The sequence below is a fragment of the Desulfuribacillus alkaliarsenatis genome, assembly GCF_001730225.1.
Classification (GTDB): Bacteria; Bacillota; Bacilli; order Desulfuribacillales; family Desulfuribacillaceae; genus Desulfuribacillus; species Desulfuribacillus alkaliarsenatis.
This window is the reverse complement of record NZ_MIJE01000001.1, coordinates 646,602-670,286: the sequence shown is the minus strand read 5'-3', so window position 1 is coordinate 670,286 and position 23,685 is coordinate 646,602. Positions and strand designations below refer to the sequence as shown.

Annotated in this window: 21 protein-coding genes; 1 reads left to right on the top strand and 20 read right to left on the bottom strand. The window is 37.1% G+C overall.

What is annotated here, in order from left to right:
* Positions 1-7 precede the first annotated feature (7 nt).
* The 18 genes from fdhF to BHF68_RS03350 all read right to left on the bottom strand — a co-directional run bounded on the left by fdhF (position 8) and on the right by BHF68_RS03350 (position 20,799).
* Positions 8-2,701 carry a formate dehydrogenase subunit alpha gene (gene fdhF / locus BHF68_RS15530; protein WP_084019166.1) on the bottom strand — a complete coding sequence of 898 codons (2,694 nt, stop codon included), beginning with the start codon at positions 2,699-2,701 and terminating at the stop codon, positions 8-10.
* 6 nt (positions 2,702-2,707) lie between these two features.
* Complete coding sequence (locus BHF68_RS03430; protein WP_436796435.1) at positions 2,708-4,507, bottom strand: NADH-ubiquinone oxidoreductase-F iron-sulfur binding region domain-containing protein; 1,800 nt, start codon at positions 4,505-4,507, stop codon at positions 2,708-2,710.
* A 2-nt stretch (positions 4,508-4,509) separates the two neighbouring features.
* The gene (gene nuoE, locus BHF68_RS03425) at positions 4,510-4,983 is read right to left on the bottom strand and encodes an NADH-quinone oxidoreductase subunit NuoE (protein WP_069642214.1); all 474 of its coding nucleotides are present in this window, start codon (positions 4,981-4,983) and stop codon (positions 4,510-4,512) included.
* Between the two features lie 11 nt (positions 4,984-4,994).
* A complete protein-coding gene (gene aroA, locus BHF68_RS03420; RefSeq protein ID WP_069642213.1) occupies positions 4,995-6,305 on the bottom strand; it encodes a 3-phosphoshikimate 1-carboxyvinyltransferase in 1,311 nt (436 codons plus the stop codon).
* 29 nt (positions 6,306-6,334) lie between these two features.
* Positions 6,335-7,450 (bottom strand): prephenate dehydrogenase, encoded by a 1,116-nt coding sequence (locus BHF68_RS03415; RefSeq protein ID WP_084019165.1) that lies wholly within the window; start codon positions 7,448-7,450, stop codon positions 6,335-6,337.
* Between the two features lie 26 nt (positions 7,451-7,476).
* Complete coding sequence (gene trpA, locus BHF68_RS03410) at positions 7,477-8,256, bottom strand: tryptophan synthase subunit alpha (RefSeq protein WP_069642212.1); 780 nt, start codon at positions 8,254-8,256, stop codon at positions 7,477-7,479.
* A 2-nt stretch (positions 8,257-8,258) separates the two neighbouring features.
* A complete protein-coding gene (gene trpB, locus BHF68_RS03405) occupies positions 8,259-9,461 on the bottom strand; it encodes a tryptophan synthase subunit beta (RefSeq protein ID WP_069642211.1) in 1,203 nt (400 codons plus the stop codon).
* Complete coding sequence (locus BHF68_RS03400) at positions 9,436-10,146, bottom strand: phosphoribosylanthranilate isomerase (protein WP_069642210.1); 711 nt, start codon at positions 10,144-10,146, stop codon at positions 9,436-9,438. The genes trpB and BHF68_RS03400 overlap by 26 nt, the downstream gene beginning before the upstream one ends.
* A 6-nt stretch (positions 10,147-10,152) precedes the next feature.
* Complete coding sequence (trpC, locus tag BHF68_RS03395) at positions 10,153-10,941, bottom strand: indole-3-glycerol phosphate synthase TrpC (protein ID WP_069642209.1); 789 nt, start codon at positions 10,939-10,941, stop codon at positions 10,153-10,155.
* A complete protein-coding gene (gene trpD, locus BHF68_RS03390) occupies positions 10,938-11,978 on the bottom strand; it encodes an anthranilate phosphoribosyltransferase (RefSeq protein ID WP_069642208.1) in 1,041 nt (346 codons plus the stop codon). Before trpD ends, trpC begins: the two co-directional genes overlap by 4 nt.
* The gene (trpE, locus tag BHF68_RS03385; protein ID WP_069642207.1) at positions 11,971-13,503 is read right to left on the bottom strand and encodes an anthranilate synthase component I; all 1,533 of its coding nucleotides are present in this window, start codon (positions 13,501-13,503) and stop codon (positions 11,971-11,973) included. Before trpE ends, trpD begins: the two co-directional genes overlap by 8 nt.
* A 247-nt stretch (positions 13,504-13,750) precedes the next feature.
* Positions 13,751-14,851 (bottom strand): 3-dehydroquinate synthase, encoded by a 1,101-nt coding sequence (gene aroB, locus BHF68_RS03380; RefSeq protein ID WP_084019164.1) that lies wholly within the window; start codon positions 14,849-14,851, stop codon positions 13,751-13,753.
* 17 nt (positions 14,852-14,868) lie between these two features.
* On the bottom strand, positions 14,869-16,047 hold the full coding sequence (aroC, locus tag BHF68_RS03375) for a chorismate synthase (protein WP_301553587.1): 1,179 nt from the start codon (positions 16,045-16,047) through the stop codon (positions 14,869-14,871).
* Positions 16,048-16,133: 86 nt separating this feature from the next.
* On the bottom strand, positions 16,134-17,129 hold the full coding sequence (locus tag BHF68_RS03370; RefSeq protein ID WP_069642206.1) for a M42 family metallopeptidase: 996 nt from the start codon (positions 17,127-17,129) through the stop codon (positions 16,134-16,136).
* On the bottom strand, positions 17,126-18,154 hold the full coding sequence (locus tag BHF68_RS03365; RefSeq protein ID WP_069642205.1) for a M42 family metallopeptidase: 1,029 nt from the start codon (positions 18,152-18,154) through the stop codon (positions 17,126-17,128). The genes BHF68_RS03370 and BHF68_RS03365 overlap by 4 nt, the downstream gene beginning before the upstream one ends.
* The gene (locus BHF68_RS03360) at positions 18,145-19,200 is read right to left on the bottom strand and encodes a M42 family metallopeptidase (protein ID WP_069642204.1); all 1,056 of its coding nucleotides are present in this window, start codon (positions 19,198-19,200) and stop codon (positions 18,145-18,147) included. The genes BHF68_RS03365 and BHF68_RS03360 overlap by 10 nt, the downstream gene beginning before the upstream one ends.
* 26 nt (positions 19,201-19,226) lie before the next feature.
* The gene (locus BHF68_RS03355) at positions 19,227-19,907 is read right to left on the bottom strand and encodes a Crp/Fnr family transcriptional regulator (protein ID WP_069642203.1); all 681 of its coding nucleotides are present in this window, start codon (positions 19,905-19,907) and stop codon (positions 19,227-19,229) included.
* Between the two features lie 121 nt (positions 19,908-20,028).
* Positions 20,029-20,799, bottom strand: coding sequence for a CheR family methyltransferase (locus tag BHF68_RS03350; protein ID WP_069642202.1), 771 nt, complete (start codon positions 20,797-20,799; stop codon positions 20,029-20,031).
* A 97-nt stretch (positions 20,800-20,896) separates the two neighbouring features.
* Here BHF68_RS03350 and BHF68_RS03345 point away from each other — a divergent pair, with 97 nt between their 5' ends.
* Entirely contained in the window at positions 20,897-21,781 is an 885-nt protein-coding gene (locus BHF68_RS03345) for a patatin-like phospholipase family protein (protein WP_069642201.1), read from the top strand.
* Here the strand turns inward: BHF68_RS03345 and BHF68_RS03340 are convergent.
* Both BHF68_RS03340 and BHF68_RS03335 read right to left on the bottom strand, forming a co-directional pair.
* The gene (locus BHF68_RS03340; protein ID WP_069642200.1) at positions 21,778-22,833 is read right to left on the bottom strand and encodes an HD-GYP domain-containing protein; all 1,056 of its coding nucleotides are present in this window, start codon (positions 22,831-22,833) and stop codon (positions 21,778-21,780) included. The two genes, BHF68_RS03345 and BHF68_RS03340, sit on opposite strands and share 4 nt — an antisense overlap.
* Before the next feature lie 54 nt (positions 22,834-22,887).
* A complete protein-coding gene (locus BHF68_RS03335) occupies positions 22,888-23,682 on the bottom strand; it encodes an anti-sigma-I factor RsgI family protein (protein ID WP_069642199.1) in 795 nt (264 codons plus the stop codon).
* Between the last annotated feature and the right edge of the window lie 3 nt (positions 23,683-23,685).

The following is a 23,685-nucleotide window of genomic DNA, read 5'->3' as shown; positions in this document are numbered from 1 at the left end:
TATTATATTAGTTGATTTTATCAACTCTCACAGCTGTCACCTTTGCTTCAGGAATATTGCATATAGGGTCTCTATGTGAGCTCGTTAGGCTATTCGTATTCGTCTCACTGAAGTGAAAAGACATAAACAGAGTTCTTCTTGGGATAGAGTCTGTTATTTCAATTTTTGTATTTACTGAGCCCCGCCTTGAAGATACTTTAATAATGTCTCCAGCTTCTATCCCTAATTCCTTAGCATCAATAGGATTAATCTGCATTTTCTCATATGGGTGTATTTCCTCAAGGGCCTTTACCCTCCTGCTCATACTACCGGTGTGCCAGTGATATAATCTACGGCCAGTTGTTAATGTGAATGGGTATTCTATATCGGGTAATTCCTTAGATGGAGAATATTCTACTGCTGTAAACTTCCCTTTTCCTCTAATAAAACCGTCCTTGTGTAAATAAGGTGTTCCGTTATGTTCAATTGATGGACATGGCCACTGTAGTCCCTGCTGTTCAATTCTATCATAGGTTATACCAGCATACTGAGGAACAACGGTACGTATTTCATCCATGATTTCTTTTGCATGTCGATATTGCCATTTAGATCCAAATCTGTTAGCAATCATTTGAATTATCTGCCAATCTACCTTGGCGTTCCCTTGCTCTGGTATCGCTTTTCTTACACGTTGAACAAAGCGTTCCGTATTCGTAAATGTCCCATCCTTTTCTGCGAAGGTCACTGCAGGCAGTACTACATCAGCCATTCGGGCCGTCTCTGTTAAAAATATGTCCTGTACGATTAAGAAATCTAAAGACTCTAATCCTGCTCTTACATGGTTTGTATTTGGGTCAGCAAGCATCGGATTCTCACCCATTATATAGAGTGCTTTAATACGTTTCTCGATTGCCGCATCTACCATTTCTGTCAAAGTTAATCCAGAGTTTGTTGCAACTTTCTGCTGCCAAGCACTTTCAAATCTTAGCCGCTGCGTTTCGTCATTTACGAGGGCGTAGCCTGGTAGTACATTAGGAAGTCCACCCATATCACATGCCCCTTGTACATTGTTCTGGCCTCTAAGGGGATTTATACCTGTTCCTTCCCTACCAATTTGCCCTGTTAGCATTGCAAGGTTTGCCAGTGAAAATACGTTATTAGTTCCAGAGCTGTGTTGTGTAATACCCATAGCGTATAAAATGGTCGCTTTATCTGCAGTAGCATATAGTTTAGCGATAAAATATAGGCCATCTATGTTTACACCAGTAATGGCAGCTACACGGTCAGGAGTGTATTCATTAATGCTGTTTAACCAATTATCAAAGCCTTCCGTATGTTGATTGATAAAGTCCTGATTGTATAAGTTTTCTTTGTATATGATATGTGCTAAACCATTAAATAAAGCTAAATTAGTCCCTGGCTTAATCGATAACCACGATTCAGCATAATCAACTAATTCAATTCTTCGAGGATCAATTACAACTAATTTAGCACCATTTTTAACTGCTTGCTTAATTCTATATCCAATGACAGGATGGGCCTCTGTAGTATTCGCACCCGTTACAATAATTACGTTAGCTAACAATATTTCATTGTATGAGTTAGTCATTGCCCCGCTTCCAAATGCAGTTGCCAAACTGGCAACACTAGCACTATGTCAGAGACGTGCGCAATGGTCGACGTTATTAGTAGTAAAGACGGTACGCATTAATTTTTGAAACAGATAATTTTCTTCGTTTGTACATTTTGCCGAGCATAGACCGCCAACTGCATCTCCTCCACTCTCGTTAAGGATCGGTTGCAGATTTTCATATATAAAGTCAATTGCGACATCCCAAGCTACTTCTTCAAACTGACCTGTTTTACGGTTTTTTATTAAAGGCATACTTAATCTATCTCTAGCGTGTACATACTCCCAGCCAAACTGTCCTTTTACACACAGATGTCCTAGATTTGATCCACTTTCATCCTTTGCCACACCAATAATCTGGTTGTCCATGATTTTCAGTTGCAACTGACAGCCAACACCACAATAGCTACATGTAGTCTTGACTTTTGTCGTCTCCCATGGACGTCCTTTACCTATTTCTGATTTCGGCACTAGTGCAGCAACTGGACATACTTGAATACACATGCCGCAGAAATTGCAAGAAGTATTCTGCAGGCTTTCATCAAAACTACTAGCTACTTTGGTTTTATAGCCTCTATTGGTAAAGTCTATAGCGTGTGCACCGTTGATATCGCTGCAAACTGATACACATTTGCCACACAGGATGCATTTAGCATAATCTCTAACGAAAAATGAATTCGTATCATCTATAGGTATTTCTTTATTGGGTCCATCTGGGTATGGAGTATCATGTACGTTATAACGATAACTATAATCCTGTAATCTACAATCACCGTTTCTATGGCATGTAAGACAACGCAAATCATGGTTGGCTAATAATAAACGCAGTATTTCCTGCCTTGCTTCGATTACTTTTTCCGATTCAGTATATATTTTCAGACCGTCGTAGATTGGTGTAGAACAGGCAGTTACTAAGGTAGATTTGTTCTCAATCTCGACGATGCATAAGCGACAGCTAGCAGTTATCTTTAAGTCTTTATCGTAACAAAGAGTAGGAATATCAATCCCTATTTCTTTACACGCATCTAGTATCGATTTACTTGTTTCCATTGTATATGTTTGTCCATTAACTTCGATTGTTATCAAGTTCATCACCCTTTAGCCCATTTTTACTGCTTGAAACGGACATTTCTCTAAGCATATACCACATCTTGTACAATTTTCTGACACTATTAGATGGGGTTTCCCACGTTCGCCAATGATTGCTTGACTTGGGCAATGCTTAAGACATATTGTACATGCTTTACAGTTCATACTATCTATACGATAACTGATAAGCTTCTTGCATACACCACTCGGACAGGTCTTATCTTCTATATGCGCATCATATTCGTACCTGAAATATCTTAGTGTACTTACGATTGGATTCGGTGCTGATTTACCTAAACCACATAGGGATGAATTCATAATATTGTTACTTAATCGTTCTAGATGGATAATATCATCTTGAGTACCTAATCCATCAGTAATCTTTTCAAGTATTTGTAGCATCCTATATGTTCCCTCTCTGCAAGGTGTACACTTACCACATGATTCATTATGAGTGAATTCTAGAAAAAACTTCGCTAAGTCTACCATACAGGTAGACTCATCTAACACTACCAATCCGCCCGACCCCATCATTGCACCAGCTTTATATAAAGAATCAAAATCTATTGGTAAATCAAGCATTTCTTCAGGTATACAGCCTCCAGAAGGCCCCCCTATTTGCACGGCTTTTAATTTCTTTCCATCCTTAATACCGCCGCCAATGTCAAATATAACATCCCTTAGTGAAATACCCATAGGCACTTCTGCTAGACCAGTATTATTAATTTTGCCTGTCAATGCAAGAACTTTAGTACCAGTAGAATTCTCTGTTCCAATTTTTGCAAACTCATTACCACCCATTAAAATTATAAGCGGGATATTAGCAAATGTTTCCACGTTATTTAAACAAGTAGGCTTGCTCCATAGTCCTTTTTTCGTGGAGTTTGGTGGTCTTGAACGTGGCATTCCACGATGACCTTCAATGGAGTGCATAAGTGCAGAAGATTCTCCACAAACGAACGCCCCAGCACCCTCTTTAATCTTTATTTGGAATGAAAAGTTACTTCCTAATATGTTCTCTCCAAGATAGCCGGTTGCTTCAGCCTGATCTATGGCAATTCGTAAACGCTTAACAGCAAGTGGGTACTCTGCGCGTACGTATATGTAACCAATATTTGAGCCAATCGCATAGCCTGCTATTAGCATACCTTCTAGTACTGAATGAGGGTTTCCTTCTATTATACTTCGATCCATAAATGCACCAGGATCACCTTCATCGGCATTACAAATTATATATTTTGGATCTCCATCAGCGTTGCGGGTATACTCCCACTTTAATCCTGCAGGAAAACCTCCCCCGCCTCGACCTCTTAGCTTAGATACTTTTATCTCTTCTATTATATCCGTTGGTTTTTGCTCAAAGCAAGCTTGTAGCGCAGCGTAGCCACCATGGTTTATATATTCGCTGATATTTTCTGGATCAATTTTGCCGCATAAGTCTAATAATATTCGATGTTGCTTTTTATAAAAATTAATGTCTTTGTGAGAAGAAATACGGCGATTATCTATTGGGTTAATATATAACAATCGTTCAACTAACTGATTAGCAGCTAGATGTTGACTTACAAGCTCATCAATATCATCTATGGTTACTTGACAGTAGAGTGTGTTGTCCTTTTCAATGATAACAATTGGACCTTGCTCACAAAAACCATGGCAGCCTGTAAGAATCACATCGTACTCACAATCCATATTTTTTGCTTTTAATGTGCTCTTGAAGCTCTCTAACAAATTACTAGCACCTGTTGAAATGCATCCAGTGCCACCACATATTAGTATTCTTTGTTTTTCATGTGCCAACTTTATCACCTCTACCGATATTTATTAATTATATCTTTAAGCTGACTAGGCTTTAATTTGCCATATGTATCGTCATTGATAGTTATTACAGGCGCTAAACCGCATGCTCCAATACAAGCAACGGTTTCTAAGGTGAATTTTAAGTCCTTCGATGTTTCACCTGATTTTATATGTAATTGCTCTTGCAGCTTCTCAAGAATCGTAACTGCACCACGAACATGACAAGCAGTCCCCATGCAAACACGAATTATGTTCTCCCCACGTGGAGTTAAATGAAATTGCGAATAAAACGTTGCTACGCCATAGACTTTTGACTCTGACAAATTCATACCTGTTGCTATCTGTTTAATAATCTCCTTTGGTAGATATCCAACTACAGATTGTGCTTTCTGTAAAACTATAATTAAAGCCCCAGGATTGTTCCTATGGGCTTCAATAATATTTGCTACCTCTGGATGCTCAGTGTTGCATTTTAATTCACACATACAACGTCCCCCTATTCACATTTCGCTCCTAGTGCCGTCATAACTTCTGTGAAATTCGGAAAGGAAACCTTAACGGCGTCATAGTTTTCAATTTCTATTTTATCTTTAGCGGTTAAAGCAGCTACTGCAAATGCCATACCAATTCTATGATCATGGTGGCTATCAATAGTTCCACCTGATATCATTTGATTACCTGCAATCTCAATTCCGTCCTCTTTTGGAGTTGATATAATACCTACTTTCAACAGCTCATCATGCATTACCTGGATGCGGTCTGTTTCTTTAACTCGAAGTTCTTTAGCGTCTTTGACTATAGTATCGCCTTCGGCTAAGGCGGCAGCTATTAGTAGTATAGGTACTTCATCAATTAATCTAGGAATTAAATTGCCTTCAATTATCGTTCCTTTCAAATGACTAGAAGTAACTAAGATGTCCGCTACAGGCTCTTCTCCATATTTACGCTCATTTGTTAATTTAATATTTGCATTCATAGCTTGTAGTGCGTCTATGATACCTGAGCGTGTCGGGTTTACACCAACATTTTTTATCAATACTTCGCTATTAGGTACAATAGAAGCGGCAACCATTAGAAATGCTGCAGAAGAAATATCACCTGGTACTTGAACTTCTTGAGCAGATAAACGTGTACTACCACCAGCAATTGTTACAGTATTGCCTTCTACTTCAATATCGCCGCCAAATGTTTTGTACATTAATTCAGTATGGTCGCGAGATTTTGTTGGTTCTGTAACTTTTATATGCCCTTCGGCCCAAATGCCTGCAAGCAGGATACTCGATTTTATTTGTGCACTTGCGACTGGAGATTGATAGTGAATTGGTGTAAGTTTTGTTCCGATAATCGATAATGGAGCTAAGCGACCATTATCTCTGCCATGGATTCTAGCGCCCATTTGTTCAAGCGGTTTTTTCACACGATCCATTGGACGTTTTCTTATTGATGCATCACCAGTCATAACTGAATAAAAGTTTGTCCCACTTAATAAACCACTAAGCAGTCTTATGGTAGTGCCCGAATTTCCAACATCTAATATGTCAGTAGGTTCATTTAATCCCTGTAACCCAACTCCATTAACTATAATCGATGTATTGCTTTTCGCTGTTATATTTACTCCTAACCGTCTAAAACAGTCAATTGTACTTAAGCAATCAAGACCTGGCAGAAAATTTTCAATTTTTGTTGTTCCTTCAGCTATGCTACCAAATATAATCGCTCGATGGGAAATTGACTTATCTCCAGGAACTTCCGTTTCTCCCTGAAGCTTCTTAGCTGGAAAAAAAGAAAAAGTATTAGGCTTTTTCATAATGTATACTCCATTCCTAGAATAATATATTAATCTTCTAATTGTACTGTGTAACCAGCAGTAGTTAATGTATCGTAAGCTTGCTTCTGTAGCTCTCTCGTCGTAAAGGTTAAACGCATTGCACCTTCGCCACGCTCTCGGTTGTGTGTAATATATATATTTCTAATATTAACCCCACCCCTGCCTAGAACACTAGCAATATTACCAATAACACCTGGATGGTCAGGCACATCAACATTGATTTGATACGCTTGGTGAATTAGACTTTGCTGACGGATAGGTAAGTCATCACGATAGTTTTTTGCTGTTTGAAAGAAATCTTCAATTCCCTTAATGTCATTAATCTCTATTGCTTCTTTAATTTCTGCAATGTGTCGCTCCCAATCGTTAAGTAATTCTAGGATTGATTCGCGATTACTTACAGTAATATCTCTCCACATATCTACATTAGCCGATGCAATTCTCGTTATATCACGAAAGCCTCCTGCAGCTAATGCTGTGTAATATGGATTATCCTTTTTCTCTCGAATAAGATTTACAAGTGCAGATGCAACAATATGCGGTAAGTGGCTAATCGCTCCCACTACTTGGTCATGTGTTTTAGCTGGCATGACAATTATTTCAGCCTTGGTCGATTCTAGAACATGCTTTAATGTCTCAATATCCTGTTCTGTTGCCCAGTCACTTGGTGTAAGCACATAATAAGCGTTCTCAAACAGTCTACGGTTAGCTGCCTTTACACCAGATCGCTCCGACCCAGCCATAGGGTGCCCACCGATGAAAGACACATTTTTGTCACGGAAGCAGTTAGCCATATCATATATGTTGTCCTTGGTACTTCCTACATCTGTAACTATGCATGTTTCCTTTAAATCAATTTTACATAGCTTTTGAATAACCTGTTCCGTAACTTTAACAGGTGTCGCTATGATAATGATATCTGCATTTTCAACTCCTTGATTTAAATCCACAGTTCCCCAGTCAATTACACCTAAGGAAATAGCTTCATGTATATAGGCTAACTCCGTATCTATTCCGACGATATCGTATTCGCTAAAGGTTTCCTTAATAGATAAGGCAATCGAACCACCGATTAGCCCGACGCCTATGATACATATTTGCTGTTTATCTATATGATTATTCACTTAATATTGCTCCTTTGTTTCTAGTTTTATTTATTGTACACATAGGGGCAAATATTTTCAACATTCTTTCGTACTTCCTTAGCGATAAACGCTGGCGTTTTCTGATCAATAAACTTTTCGAAAGCATTTGTTATAATATTTATTATTTTGCTGCCAACAATGACTCCGTCGGCAAAATTACATATGTCTTCAGCTTGCTCTCGACTAGAAACTCCAAAACCAACAACAACAGGTAGATCTGAAATTGACTTAACCTTGTCTATAAATTTCTCTAAATTGCTGTGAAAGCTTTGTCGTTCCCCAGTTACTCCTAATGAAGATACACAATAAATAAATCCTCTATCTTTACCTTCTAAGATTAGTTGTAGTCTAGACGCCGAGGTTGGTGTAACTAATGGTATTAAAACTAAATCATAATCATTTATTAAACTAATTACTTCATGCTCCTCTTCCTTCGGCAAATCTGGTATCAGTACTCCATAGATTCCTAGCTTTTTACATTTTTCACAAAACTTTTTAAAACCGTATACATAAAGCGGATTATAATAGCTGAATATTATGAGCTTTGATGATAGTGGTTCTGCAATACTTGATATCATATCAAAGATGGTATCTAAATTAGCTCCATTTGCTAAGGCGATATCACTGGCACGCTGAATTGTTGGCCCATCTGCTAAGGGATCAGAGTAAGGGACTCCCAATTCTACATAAGGTATCTGCATATCATTAAACTCTCTAATAATTTCCTTAGTTATATCTAGCGAAGGGTACCCAGCAGTTATAAACGGTACAAATAATTTATTCATGTTTAGTTACCTCCTAGGTACTCTAGTACAGTATTTACGTCTTTATCTCCTCTACCTGACAAACAAATCACAATACTTTCTTCCTTTCTCATTGTTGGAGCAAGTTTAATCGCTTCCGCGACTGCATGGGAGCTTTCTAATGCTGGGATAATACCCTCTAGCTTACTCAGTTCCATAAATGCCGCTAAAGCTTCATCGTCAGTTATAGCATGGTACTTAACTCTACCACTATCTTTTAAAAATGCATGCTCTGGTCCGATTCCTGGGTAATCTAAACCAGCAGATATAGAATGTACAGGTAATATCTGACCATACTTATCCTGCAGTAAATATGTTTTCATACCATGCAGAATTCCGATACTACCCTTTGTCATTGTAGCAGCATGTCGCTCTGTGTTTACACCTTCCCCGGCAGCCTCTACTCCAATTAAATTTACCTGCTGGTCTTTTAAGAAAGCAGTGAACATTCCAATAGCGTTACTACCTCCTCCTACACATGCAATTACACATTCAGGAAGCTTTCCGTATGATTCTAGCATCTGTTTTCTCGCTTCATCACCAATTACCCTTTGGAATTCGCGCACAATCGTAGGATATGGATGCGGTCCAACAACAGAACCGATTATATAGAAAGTATCTTCCACATTACTAACCCAATATCTTAAAGCTTCATTAGTTGCATCCTTTAAAGTCTTCGTTCCAGATGTGACAGCCTCTACCTTAGCACCTAATAATTCCATTCGAAACACATTGAGCTTTTGCCTTCGGACATCTTCTTCACCCATGAATACTATACATTCTAGACCTAACAATGCACATACTGTAGCCGTTGCAACACCATGCTGACCAGCACCTGTTTCTGCTACTATTTTATTCTTGCCCATTTTTTTTGCTAGTAATGCTTGCCCTATTGTGTTATTGATTTTATGGGCACCAGTATGATTTAAATCTTCACGCTTCAGGTAAACCTTTGCTCCACCAAGCTTTTCTGTTAGCCTTTGTGCGAAGTATAAAGGCGTTTCTCTTCCTGAATAATTCTTTAACAGCTGTTTGTATTCATTAATAAAATCTTCGTCTTCCTTATATCTATTAAATTCTTGCTCAAGTTCTTCAACAGCATACATTAGGGTTTCAGGTACAAATTGACCACCAAACTCACCAAAACGTGTCTGTTTATGATTAAGAGATTGTTCGACAGGGTTCATTATGAGATGCCTCCAGTAGGTTTAATAATTGATTTGTTTTTTTAATATCTTTGCGTCCATCTGTTTCGACGCCACTATTTATATCAACGAAATCAGGTGATATTACAGATAATAGCTGATCTATATTTGCTGCTGATAACCCTCCCGCAATACCTAGCTGATAGTTTCTAAAGGGGTTGTTAAATATAGGTTTTACTATATCCCAAGGAAAGCTTATGCCTGTTCCGCCATGCTGACTGCCTACCTTTGTATCTAATAAAAAGCCCTCAACCACTTGACGATAATAAGAAATGCTTCGCTGCAAATCTTGTATTAGCATTGTTTCATCTATGACACTAACAGGTACTGATAGTGTTTTTATAATTTTAAGATGAGGAAATTGTCTTTTTAATTTTTTGCAATCGCCAATTGTCTCCTGCCCATGCAACTGAACAACCTGAAAAGGAAATTGCTCTAAAGCTGATACTATTTCATCGTATGGTTGGTTTAAAAATACAGCTACAAACTTTGTATTCGTCGATGTTTGCTGTGCCGATTCTACTACCACTCTGCATTCCTGCAGCATAGCTTGCTTTACCTTTCGTTTGCTTTCCGCAAAAATCATTCCTATATAATCTACTTTTCGCTTTAGTAAGTTAGTAACCGTGGCTACATCCTGGACTCCGCAAATCTTTACCTTTAGCATAAAATATCACTCCTCTAAACGAAGCTCTTTAACTTTTTCTGAGATAGATTTAGACCTCATTAATGACTCTCCAACTAAGATACCATTAGCACCATACTCGTTAACTTGTTTACTATCTGCTGCATTGTGTATACCACTTTCACTTATTGTAATGATTTGCTCAGGTATATGCTTGAGCCATTTCTCTGTGTTCTTAATATCTGTTTCGAAGGTATCTAAGTTACGATTATTTATTCCAATAATCTTAGCCTCTATGGATAGGGCCTTTTCTAAATCTAAGCCATCATGAATTTCAATCAGACAATCCATGCCTAAATCAGTGGCAAATTGGTATAACCCCATTAAATCCTCTTTTTCTAAAATTTTGGCAATCAATAGGATTGCATCGGCACCGTGTAAACGTGCATGAATGACTTGATAGGGACTAATAATAAAATCTTTACATAGAAGTGGTAGCTGTACATGCTTACGAATCTGCTGCAAGTATTTAAAATCACCCTTGAAAAATTCTGTATCTGTCAATACTGAAATCGCTGCTACATCACTCTCTGCATACTCGTTTGCTATTTCAGTTGGATTAAAGTCTTCTCTTATAATACCTTTAGAAGGTGATGCTTTTTTTACCTCGGCTATAATAGCAAGCTTGTATGTGCGACTGTGCTCTTTTAAGTTTTGATAAAAATTCCTCACTGGTAGAGCCTGTCTGAGCTCTGCGCGGTAGTTATTTTCTATATAATAATTACGTAATATTTCTGCTTCTTGTCTTTTGACTGCTACTATTTTGTCTAATATCATGATATAGCTCCCTCAGTTCCTATGAATTGGTTTGATAGTTGTTTGTATTGCTGATATTTTTTATATACTTGTTTAGAATCTAGTAACATTTCTACAAGCTGTACTCCCTCAGCTATAGATTTACATTTGTCAGCAATATATAAAGCAGCTCCAGCATTGAACACGAGCATATCCCTATCAACACCTTTGTTAGTGCCTCTAAAAACATCTACAATAGTTTCTGCATTTTCTTTAGCACTTCCGCCTGACACTTCACATAATGGACCTTTTTGTAGGCCTACTTCTTCTGGTGTGATAGTATATTTACGCAGTTCCCCATTACGAATTTCTACAATTGTATTTGCTCCATCTATACTCAATTCATCTAGCCCCGAGTGACTATGGACAATAAGCGCTTGCTTGCCCCCAAGCTCTAAAAGAGCTTCACCAAGTTGTTCTGCTAAAGATTCACTATACACCCCAATTATTTGATAACTAGCCCCTGCTGGGTTTGTTAAAGGTCCTACCATATTAAAAATAGTTCGTCTTTGTAGTTTTTTTCTAATTGGAGCTACGTACTTCATTGTTGGGTGATGCTGTTGTGCGAATAGAAATACTAGATTTGTCTCGTTAAAGATATGTTGGCTTTGAAGCTGGTCTAATTGAATATTAATCCCTAATGCTTCGAGAACATCTACGCTGCCACTCTTTCCAGATACAGCACGATTTCCATGCTTTGCTACTGGGATACCAGCTGCGGCTGCTACAAATGCAACGGCAGTAGATATGTTAAATATATTACCACCATCACCACCTGTACCGCAGGTATCTAGTAGATTACTATTATCTAAATTAACAGAAATCGAATGAGCTCGCATTGCTTTGGCAAAGCCCACTAACTCTGTAATGTGTTCACCTTTGTTTGAAAGTGAGAGTAATAAATGCTCAATTTGATTATTATCTGCATTACCATCCATTATAATTGATAATGCTTGCTCTGCCTGCTCACTCGTTAAGCTTGTTCCTGTATCTATTATTTCAATAAACTGTTTAAGCATTTAGCTCCACCCTTTCATAGAATACTTGTTCAGCCTTTTCAATAGCCTTCATTAATGCACGGGCCTTATTTATAGTTTCTTTATATTCTAGTTCAGGGTCTGAATCATGTACTACACCTGCTCCTGCCTGGAGATAGGCTGATCCGTTTTCAAATACAATCGTTCGAATAGTAATACAGCTATCAAAGTTTCCTGAAAAGCCTAGGTATCCAATTGCACCTGCATAGAGTCCACGGCTTTGCTTCTCTAGCTCTGCAATTATTTCCATTGCACGTACTTTCGGAGCACCTGATACCGTACCTGCTGGGAAGCATCCTTCTAAGGCATCAAATGGCGTTAATTGATCCTTAAGCTGTCCCTGTACATGAGAAACAATATGCATTACATGGGAATAGCGTTCTATATCCATGAATTGTGAGACATTAACAGAGCCGTATTTACTAACTCTACCAACATCATTTCGCCCCAAATCAACTAGCATCAAATGCTCTGATCGTTCCTTAGGGTCTGCAAGTAAATCTTGCTCGTGTTTAATGTCTTCAGCTTTGGTTTCTCCCCTAGGTCTTGTGCCAGCAATTGGTCGTGTCTCTACACATTTATCAGTCACGCGTACAAGTAATTCAGGGGAAGTACCTACTACTTTTAAACCTTCAATGTCTAAGTAATACATATATGGTGAAGGGTTAAGTGTTCTAAGTATTCTATATGTTTCGAAGGGAGTTGCATAGGTGTCAATCTTCCACTTTTGAGATAATACAACTTGGAATATGTCACCTGCTTTAATATAATCCTTCGCCTTTTTAACCATTTGATGAAATTCATCTCGGGTTGTATCACTATGGGTTCGATTTTCTAACGGGGTTGCTAATTCCTTCTTTGTTAAAACAGGTGCAAAACCATTTTTCTGCTCTATTTTCGACCCTAAGCCTGTTAATTTTTCATACATTTTATCAATGCGTTTTTCCGCATCTATATATTGCTCTTGTAGCTCTACGTGGGAAGCCTGTTTATTTATTTTAACATTTGCAATAATAATGATTTTTTGGTGCTTATGATCATAGACGATAATTTCATCACAGAACAAGAAACATGCGTCAGGTGTTTCGTGAACCCCATCCTTCTCTGGAAGGTTTTCAAAGTAACGTGTTACATTATAGGAGAAGTATCCGACAGCACCACCAGTAAAAGGAGGTAATCCTTTAATAATTGGACTTTTATACTGACTTATAATCCGTTCTAATTCTTTTAACGGTGATTCTGAGTGGATATTTTTGTTAATCGTGCCTTTCAAACTGATAGTCTTATTGAGTAGCGTTGCAATTAAAAATGGATTCTTGCCGATAAAGGAGTACCGTGCCCATTTTTCTCCTCCTTCAACGCTTTCTAAGAGAAATACATTTTTCTCATGAACAATTCTATTGAAAATACTAATTGGTGTTTCAAAATCGGCCATATATTCTTTGGAAACAGGTATTAATTGGTATGATGATGCGTAATTACTAAACTCTAAAAACGAAGGGTACATTTGAATCTCTCCTTTTTGGGAGAGCATGAGAGGATGAATATAGATTAATCAAAAAAGTGTCTCTATTAAGAGACACAATTATAGCAAATTAAACGTATGGTGTTATCACACTACGCTCTGCTCAACTATACTCGTCTCTACTCTGCTCAACTATTCTCAACTAAATTACATATATCTCGACTCTATACTTTCTCTAACTAAACTTAAAAAAATTCTACCATCATTTGTTCACAAAAGCAACTATTTATTATAATTGTTTTTGCTGCTGAAGCGCATCTAGCACCTCAGATGTTGTTATTCCTCTGATAATCGCTGGCTTACCTAATTCTTCAAGTAGAACAAATGTTAGTTGACCGCCAATATTCTTCTTATCATGGAGAATATAATTAATAACATTCTGTTCGTCTATAGACTCAGGTAAATGAATCGGCAATTTCAACGCTTTATTGATTTCTATGATATGTGTTAACACATGCTTTGGTGTTATACCTTTTTGGTATCCTATTAGAGCCGCACTTACCATACCAATTGCTACAGCTATACCGTGTGGTATCTTACCATACCCTAATGCCCCTTCAATGCCGTGGGCAATTGTATGACCAAAATTCAAATAAGCCCTAACACCAGTTTCTCGTTCATCCTTACTAACAATCTCTGCTTTAACCTCACAGGACTTATATAACATTGTAGCTAAAGACTTGTTGTCTAACTGTTCAATTTTATGGTAATTCTCAATCAGCCAATGATTTAGCTCTGGTCTATGAATATGAGCGTGTTTAACTATTTCCGCCACTCCACTAGCTATTTGCTCCTTAGGCAGTGTCTTTATTGTGTTCATATCATAAACAACCGCAAGCGGCTGATGGAACGCACCAATAGTATTCTTTCCTAAGGGGTGATTAATCGCTACCTTCCCACCTACACTACTATCATGTGCTAGGATAGTTGTTGGAACTTGTACAAATGGAATCCCCCGCATAAAAGAAGCAGCTACAAATCCGCCTAAATCTCCAACGACTCCTCCACCTAGAGCTATAATTAGTGATTTGCGATCAAAGCCTTGTTCAAGCATGTAGCCTACTACTTCTTGAAATACAGCTAGAGATTTTGAATTTTCTCCGCTAGGAACTGTATACAATTGACAATCTATATCCATCTGTTTTAAAGACTGCAGCATTGTATTAGCGTACAATGGACCAACGACTGTGTCAGATAAAACTAAAACCTTTGTTGGTTTTATGTTTTTAATAGCTTTTATTAGATGAATATTCTCAAGTAATTCTTCTCCAAATATAATGTCATAGCTACTAGAACTCGTGTGCAAATTAATTGTATGAAATATGTTCAATTATCTCACACCCTATTCTAATAGTTATCAATTAAATCTTGATAGGCAGCAACCTGCTGCTTGATTTCTTCTACAGAGTCGCCAGAGAATTTATCTAGAAAACAGTTAGCAAGCTCCCATGCGACGGCATTTTCAACAACTACTGCAGCTGCTGGTACGGCACAAGCATCGGAACGCTCTATACTTGCTTCGAAAGCCTGCTTCGTCTCAATATCAACACTCTCTAATGGTTTGTACAACGTTGGAATAGGCTTCATCGCAGCGCGAATGATAATTGGCTCACCGTTAGTCATCCCACCTTCAATACCACCTGCATGGTTTGTGTTCCGATAAAAGCCAGCTTCTTCTGAATGATAGATGGCATCATGCACCTGCGAGCCAGGTCTTTCTCCAACCTTAAACCCTAAACCAAATTCAACTGCTTTAATAGCCTGAACGCTCATTACAGCTGTAGCTAACTTGCTATCTAGCTTATGCTCCCAATGCACATAGCTACCTAGGCCTACAGGTGCACCAGTTATAATAATTTCAATAATTCCACCTACTGAATCACCTTCGGCTTTTATTTTATCAATTTCGTCCATCATTCGTTTCTCAGTATTAGAATTATAGCTACGAACGGGTGACTCCTCGACTTTATTTGCCCATTCTGCAGTATCTTTGGCCTCAAATGGTCTAACAGGATTTTCTTCCTTTACACTTCCTATTTGTAATACATGGCTATAGATTTTAATACCAAATTGCTCTAAAATTTGTCTGGCTAATCCGCCAACTGCCACGCGTATCGTTGTTTCCCGTGCAGATGCCCGTTCTAATATATTACGCAAATCACGCTGTTGATACTTTATTCCACCTGACAAATCAGCATGGCCTGGTCGTGGTCGCGAAACCAATTCTATATTTTCAAGTGGCTCGCCAAAGTGAGCCATCTTGTCTTCCCAGTTTACCCAATCTCGATTTATAACTTTTAAACATATTGGCGCTCCAGTTGTACGATTGAATCTTATACCTGATGTAACTAAGGCCTGATCTTTTTCAATTTTCATACGACCGCCACGGCCATGACCTTTTTGTCTCCTGCTAAGCTGAAAATTAATCTCATCTAAATTCACTGTAAAGTTTGCAGGCATTCCCTCAATTATGGCCGTCAATTCTGGGCCATGGGATTCACCTGCAGATAAATATCTTATCCCCATATTAATACCTCCACTAGCTAGCTAATCATGAAAATAATGTATATTTGATAATTAACTCATCATTCGCATGTAATTAGTTATTTATATTACACGAATTCTTTGATTAATTGCAATCCTAATTTTACTGAATGTTCAACATCGCGCATATCAACCATTTCAGAAGGGCTATGAACGTATCGACATGGAATTGAAATGCAGCCTGCTAAAATCCCCGCTTTGGTTAAATGGATTGCGCCTGCATCGGTACCTCCATATGGTAAAACCTCTAATTGATATGGGATATTGTGTTTTTTGGCTGTGTTTACCATTAAGTCTTTTACTAATGGATTGGTAATCATACTTACATCCTTCACCTTAATTGCGGGACCTTTTCCTAAATGCAAATCTATCTTTGGAGGTTCTGGAGTATCACCTGCAATTGTAACGTCAACAGCTATTCCTAGATCTGGATCAATTCCATAGGCTGCTGTCTTAGCTCCTCGAAGGCCTACTTCCTCTTGGACGGTAAAGGTAAAATATACATCATGATTATGGGATATTTCTTGTATTTCATTAATCATTTGTATCAGAATTGCACAACCGATTCGATCATCAAGGGACTTAGCAGCTACCCTATTACCTAAGTCAACAAGTGAGCGTTCTATTCCACAGGAGTCACCTATAGCAACAAGCTTTTGTGCTTCTTCCTTAGTTTCAACACCAATATCAATAAAGAGCTTATGTAGCTCTATTTCCTTCCAGTTCTTTATAAACTCCGCATTTATAACACCAATAGTCCCATTGGCAAACCTAACACGTTCCCCGATTAGATTAAAAACCTTCACTCCACCCATAGTTGTAAAGCGAAGAAAACCGTTTTTGTCTATGTGTGTAACCATAAGTCCTATTTCATCCATATGGGCAGCGAACATAATGCTTTTTTCACCAATGTTACCTTTTTTCTTAGCAATAATATTACCCATCACGTCTATCTGTATATCATCTACCTTTGCTTTTATTTCATTTATAATTAATTCTCTTACTTGCGCTTCGTTTCCCGGTGGGCCATATGCTTCAACTAATTTCGTTAGTATTTCTTTCATGTACTTGATATACCTCCCTTTGCAACTTCATCTAGAACAACCTTAGTGAGTTTTATTAGATTCTCATAATCATCTAAATTAATCAGTGAGTGGGGAGAATGTATGTAACGTACTGGTATAGACAATACTCCCGTCAAAACCCCTGTTTTATGTAAGTGAATCTTTCCAGCGTCATTACCACCAGAGGCTCCTTCACGAATTTGGATTGGAATGTTGTTGTCATCGGCTATTTTTAATATGTTTTTATTTAGTTTCGCATTAGCTATCATTCCGCGATCTATAACCGAGAGAGCTGGTCCTTTTCCTAACTGGGTAACGTATTGATGCTCCTTGGTGCCAATCACGTCGGAAGCTGTAGTGCCTTCAATTACAAGTGCTAGGTCCGGGTTGATTGAATAAGTAGCTGTAGATGCTCCACGTAGTCCTATTTCCTCCTGGACGGTAAATGCTGCGTATATAGGTATATCTATATTGCTTTTTAAGATTTCTATTAGTACGGCGCAGCCTACACGGTCGTCAAACGCTTTACCTTTTACGCATTTAGAACCCATTTCAGTGTATGCAGACGCAAAAGCTACATAGTCACCGATTTTCACCTTAGATTCAGCTTCTTCTTTACTATTAGCCCCAATATCAATATATAATTGATCCATCGTTAATGGAATTGTACGCTCATTAGGTTTTTGTAAGTGAATTGCCTTTGCACCAATTACACCATTCACTTTATCCTCACCAATTAACACGTGCTTTGAGACGAGAATTCGCTCATCAATACCACCGACAGACCTGAATTTTAATAAACCATTTTTTTCAATATTAACGACCATTAAACCTACTTCGTCCATATGGGCAGCAAGCATTACTTTATCCTTACCATTGTTTTTGTTCTTAATAGCTATTAAATTGCCTAATACATCTGTGTACATTTCATCAACGTATTGGGCTATCTCTGTTTTAATTAAATTACGGATTTCCGTTTCATTACCTGATATTCCATTGGCTTCTGTTAATTTTTTTAATAGCATCTAAGACCCTCCACAAAGGAATTATCTATTTTTTGAATCGTATATGCTAATAGCTTACCACCGTTTTTTATATCCTTGGTAGATAGAGTCTCCACAGATGTATGCATATACCGTAATGGGATAGATAATAATCCAGTTGCTATCCCAGCCTGGGTTATTTGGATGGCTCTCGCATCTGTGCCTGTAGGACCCTGTGAGACCTCTAGCTGATATGCAATATTTTCTTCTTTAGCAGTTTTAGTTAACAGATTGTAAATGTTTTTATGTATATTCGGTCCATAGCCTATTACTACACCTTTGCCAAGTTCAAATCCCAAATCTGCTGCAACTCCTGGCATCTCACCATGTGTAACATCGATGGCAAAGCCTACATCTGGCAGGATACCGTATGCGCTACTAATGGCACCTCTTAGGCCTACTTCTTCTTGTATGGTTGAGACAATATATATATCCACGTTAACACGAAGTTTTTCTAATTCATTTAACATCTCAAGCATCATTACTATTCCAGCTCTATCATCCATTGCTTTTGCAGCAGCACAGCTATTCAATAACGGTATGTATTTTCTATTAATAGTTGCTACATCACCAACTTGAACAAGCTCCTTAACCTCAGCCTCTGTTCTGCCTAGATCTATAAACAGCTCATCTAATGGCACAGATTTCTTGGCATCTGCTGGTGATAATAAGTGTGGTGGCTTAGCTCCAAAAATTCCTAAAATATCTTCCTGACCGTGAACAATAACCTCCTGCGCTAAAACTGGTCTTGGGTCAACCCCTCCAATAGCTGTAACTCTCAGGAATCCGCCTGGTTCTATTTTCGTGACCATGAAACCAATTTCATCAGCATGGGCTGCAATCATAATTTTAGGTTTATGTTTTTTTGAGCCGTAGGTTTTTTTTGCAATCAAATTACCAAGTGCATCAATTTTTATATCCTGTGTGAACGGTAAAAGTATTTCCTTCAGTTGTTCTTGAACTCGCTGCTCATAACCAGAGACCCCAGCAGTTTCAACTAGTTTCACAAGTTGGTTGTTAGTGTGCATATAGTGCCTCCATTCAATTGTTTATATTATCCCCATTCTTTTAGTTTTTGCATATTTAGTATTGTAATTTTACCTTTATCTACGGATATGACTTTGCTTTTTTTTAAATCGCTAATTAAACGGTTTGCACTTTCCCGTGATGTGCCTATAAAATTTGCTAGCTCTTGGTGGGTTAAATTAAGATTTATTAATATCCCTTCATCCGTCTCTACTCCGTGCTCTTTTGCCAGTCTTGTTAATATACTGACCATACTACCTAATGTATCCTTTAATGCTAGGTCACGCATCTGCTGTTGAACCATTCTTAGTCGCTTACTCATTGTTTTTATTATTGCGATTGAAATAGATGAATTCTCTTTTACTAATTGTTCTATATCCTTATTACGTAGCAAGGCTATTTCGGCATCTTCTATAGCTTCTGCTGTAGCTGGATAAGGGCCACCGTCGAATAATACAACCTCGGCAAAGGTTTCACCAGGCTGTCTTATACCTAATATTAATTCCCTACCGCTAGCCGTGCTTTTTGTTAGCTTTACTTTACCCTTAATGATTGTATAGATTGCTTCACCAGGCTCACCCTCGACAAAAATTATTTGTCTCTTTTTATACTTTCTTATAAATATAATTTCACTAATTTTCTCAAGTTCTTCCTCATTAAGCTCAGCAAATATTGGTAGTTTATAAAAGTTTTTCACAAATTCTTGCATGAGTAACTCCTCCCATTGAGTCCTATATGTAACGTTTAATTGTATATCTAATATGATAATTATTATACACAAAATATGCTGAAGATATTGTAAGTATAAGAAAAAAGCCAGAATTATCTGGCTACAGCTTTTCGTAAAAGAACGTATCTAGTGCTTTAAGGTTATAAGATTGCGGATTAAAGATTTGCTCTGTGCTACCTACAAATAAAACGCCACCAGAACGTAGAGAGTTACTGAATTTTCGATATAGTTCATCCTTAGCTTCATCTGTAAAGTATATCATTACATTCCGACAGACTATTAGGTCATATCCTGTATCAAAGCGGTCTGCTAATAAATTATGTTTTTTAAAGGTTACACGTTTTTTTATGTCATCACTTATTGCATAGCCTTGTTCAGTTTCTCTAAAATATTTTTTAACTATCTGGTCAGGTACCTCTTGTAAGGAACGTTTAACATATACGCCATTTTTTGCTCGACTGATTGCACTCTCATCAATATCTGTAGCAGTTACATTTACTGAAGATGTTGGTAGTAATTCTGACAAAATAATTGCTAGCGTATATGGCTCCTCTCCAGTTGAACATGCTGCACTCCAAACCTTTGGCCGACTATTAGTTTTAATAATGTTAGGTAGTATTTTTTCTTGTAGGATACTCCATCTATTAGAGTTCCTATAAAATTCAGATACATTGATAGTCATTCGATCTAAAAATTCGTCATATAGCTTACGGTCTTTGTCTATAGCATCGAAAAATTCGTTGAAATTTTTATGTCCGTGCTTTAGATAAAGCGATGTTAGTCTACGTTTCATTTGTGGTTCTTTGTACTGAGCTAGGTCTAAACCTGATTTTTTGTAAACTTTTTTAATAAAATCTTTAAAATCATCCATGTGAACACTCCTTGATCGACTCTATAAAATCTAAAAAATCTATGTATAGCTATATTCTCGAAATCTCGGCCAAATCCTGCTTAAGAAGGTGATAAAAATGAAAATAGGTTTAGCTTTAGGGAGCGGTGGTTTGAAAGGGGCCGCCCATATAGGTGTAATTAAAGCTTTAGAAGATGCAAATATTCCAATAGATATGATTGCTGGCACCAGTGCTGGATCAGTGATTAGTTCATTATATTACTCTGGTTTTAATGGTACTGATTTGGAAGCACTAGCTAAGGAAGTAGACTTAGAATCATACGTAGATTATACATTAAGTCTATCTAACATAATTATATTTCTGTCTGCAGTCTTTTTAAGAAAATTATCCTTTAATGTTACACCAACCAAGATTTTACCTAAAGGTTTAGTTAGGGGTAAGCTATTTGAGGATTATTTGAATACTCTCTTCAAACAAAAAAACTGCAAAAATATTCCTATATTCATTACATCTACTGATTTGCATTCAGCAAAGCAAGTTGTGTTCACAAATGCCTCGATAAATAAAACGGCCCCCTCCACAAATATTGAGCCGTTATCTGATTTAGCTAACCATGTAAGAGCTAGTATAGCAATTCCAGGTGTATTTATGCCGGTTTGTTATAAAGATAAACTATTAGTTGATGGTGGTGTTAGTAATAATGTTCCTGCCGATTTACTATATAAAGCGGGGGCAGATAAAGTTATTGCCGTAAATCTACAGAGTTCATTACACAAGGATAATTCAATTGATACGATATTTGAAACAATGACACGGTCTATAGACATATTAATGGTCAATAATACAAAGCTTAGACTATCTAGATATGAATATTATTTGATTAGTCCTAATGTTTCAGACGTCAAATTAAATGATTTTAATAAACTACATGAATGTATAGAAGTAGGTTATAGTATCACACAGCAAGCATTACCAAAAATCAAGGCATATCTGAAAAGCTAGTTGTATACTTTTTTTATGAAAATAGTGGTTTCTTTTGCCAAGTCAATCTCTTTCACTTCTGGTTCATCATCATCTTTTCCTTTATTAATAATCCTAATAATTGGTCTTGCAGGTAATCCGTTATGTTGATCAACTACTATTCCCACTTCACTATTTGTTAATAAAACAGAAGTTCCCGTCGGATAAATAGCGATGCTTTCCAGAAATTTAATTACTATATCATGTTCAAAATAAGTATTTGCTAAGCCCATCATTACTTCACATGCCTCATGGGGCATTAATTGATTGTCATTATTTATATTTGAGATTAGGTTGTCATAATAGTTAGCTACTGCCACTATTTTTGCTAATGGTTGAATTTCTGTACCGTCAACGCCCCTAGGAAAACCAGATCCATCTATATTCTCATGATGTTGTAATGGTATATGAGCTGATACCACACTGATGTCATGACGTTTTCTTAATAAATTAAAACCTTTCCATGTATGATTATCTGAATCTTCTTTAGCATATGTTGGCAACTTATCATTGGCTAGGCTTTTATCTTTAACTACTTTTCCTATGTCATGTAATAAAGCGCCAACAGCTAGATCTTTCAGTTGAGGAATTGGTAGTCCTAGCTTTACGCCAATTAAGGTGGCTATCATACACGTGTTTTGTGAATGAATAAATAACTGATTATCATCTGTCCTAATATCAGATAGATGCAATAAAACATCTTTGTTTTTTAATATATCATCTATTACATTGTTTACGGTAACACTAATCTCCTTAGTGTTAATATCTTTACCGCCTTGAACAGATTGAACAGCCGTTGCTAAATTGACTCTAGCCTGCCTGCGTGTTTCCTCTGATACAACATCAACTATCTTTATATCATCTGTGTATTTGTTTTCAATATATAGCATTTGAACACCAACTCTTCGAAGTTGGTTAATCATGCCAACTGTTAAATGAACGCCTTGATTTAATAACGTTCTACCGTCGCTAGCGTAAATACTACGTGCCAAAACATGACCAGGCTCAACGTTATCTATAGACGCATATTTCATAGTAAATTCTCCCTTAAAAATTCAATTTTATAATCTAACATAAAACTAACTTATTTACTGCAGTTTATTTATCTCAGGAATATCTTGAATAGTCGGTATTTCATTAATACCTTGAATATTCGGTGCGTTAGGAGTAGCTGGAGTTTCAGGCCTTTGAATATCTATAAATTGTTTTTCCTGTTGTTTAATATTGTTATCTATTTTGCTATTTCTATCATTATTTAAAATGTTTTGAAAGTTTTCACTTAAATATTTTTCTAATTCGCTTAAATCCTCAACTGACTTTAATTGTATAGCTAGTTTACCAGGAGAAATCCTTTGGGACTCTGCTAACTTTAATATGCTTGAATCAAGCTTTTGAATGTGTATCTGTGAATCATTTAATAAACCTGCTAGATTCTGATAAACTGATTCAGTTAATACATCTACTATATCAATATATTCTTCTAGGCTTTCATTCCTACTATCTTTATCATTTTCATTAATAAGGGAAAAATAAATCACTGAATTATCTCTTATAAAATCGTATTCAGATAATTTTTCTATAATAACCTTTATTGTTGAATCTAAGCTTCTATCTAATAAATTTAGTTGATTAAGTACAATGTCTCCCTCAATATTATAGCTATGGTATGCAACAACATCTAAGTTAGCATTTAACAAAATAGAGATACTTGGATTCACATCAATGCTAAGATGATAAATAGGTGGCAACAATTCTATGGATTGCCTGTTTTCTTGTGTATTCTCGGCTATATTGTCGTTTATATTGTCGTAATAATAAACTACATATATTAAGGAGCTGGCAAACACAACTGTCACTAAAATACTGCCTAACCATTTATTCATAAT

Bases quoted from the DNA above. Each gene is read 5' to 3' on its own strand.
- BHF68_RS03350 (WP_069642202.1), bottom strand. From the start codon at position 20,799: ATGGATGATTTTAAAGATTTTATTAAAAAAGTTTACAAAAAATCAGGT.
- BHF68_RS03370 (WP_069642206.1), bottom strand. From the start codon at position 17,129: ATGAAAGAAATACTAACGAAATTAGTTGAAGCATATGGCCCACCGGGA.
- aroC (WP_301553587.1), bottom strand. From the start codon at position 16,047: ATGGGGATAAGATATTTATCTGCAGGTGAATCCCATGGCCCAGAATTG.
- BHF68_RS03360 (WP_069642204.1), bottom strand. From the start codon at position 19,200: ATGCACACTAACAACCAACTTGTGAAACTAGTTGAAACTGCTGGGGTC.
- BHF68_RS03335 (WP_069642199.1), bottom strand. From the start codon at position 23,682: ATGAATAAATGGTTAGGCAGTATTTTAGTGACAGTTGTGTTTGCCAGC.
- BHF68_RS03355 (WP_069642203.1), bottom strand. From the start codon at position 19,907: ATGCAAGAATTTGTGAAAAACTTTTATAAACTACCAATATTTGCTGAG.
- BHF68_RS03365 (WP_069642205.1), bottom strand. From the start codon at position 18,154: ATGCTATTAAAAAAATTAACAGAAGCCAATGGAATATCAGGTAATGAA.
- BHF68_RS03400 (WP_069642210.1), bottom strand. From the start codon at position 10,146: ATGCTAAAGGTAAAGATTTGCGGAGTCCAGGATGTAGCCACGGTTACT.
- trpE (WP_069642207.1), bottom strand. From the start codon at position 13,503: ATGTACCCTTCGTTTTTAGAGTTTAGTAATTACGCATCATCATACCAA.
- aroA (WP_069642213.1), bottom strand. From the start codon at position 6,305: ATGAAAAAGCCTAATACTTTTTCTTTTTTTCCAGCTAAGAAGCTTCAG.
- trpD (WP_069642208.1), bottom strand. From the start codon at position 11,978: ATGCTTAAACAGTTTATTGAAATAATAGATACAGGAACAAGCTTAACG.
- trpC (WP_069642209.1), bottom strand. From the start codon at position 10,941: ATGATATTAGACAAAATAGTAGCAGTCAAAAGACAAGAAGCAGAAATA.
- BHF68_RS03345 (WP_069642201.1), top strand. From the start codon at position 20,897: ATGAAAATAGGTTTAGCTTTAGGGAGCGGTGGTTTGAAAGGGGCCGCC.
- BHF68_RS03340 (WP_069642200.1), bottom strand. From the start codon at position 22,833: ATGAAATATGCGTCTATAGATAACGTTGAGCCTGGTCATGTTTTGGCA.
- trpA (WP_069642212.1), bottom strand. From the start codon at position 8,256: ATGAATAAATTATTTGTACCGTTTATAACTGCTGGGTACCCTTCGCTA.
- nuoE (WP_069642214.1), bottom strand. From the start codon at position 4,983: ATGTGTGAATTAAAATGCAACACTGAGCATCCAGAGGTAGCAAATATT.
- trpB (WP_069642211.1), bottom strand. From the start codon at position 9,461: ATGAACCCTGTCGAACAATCTCTTAATCATAAACAGACACGTTTTGGT.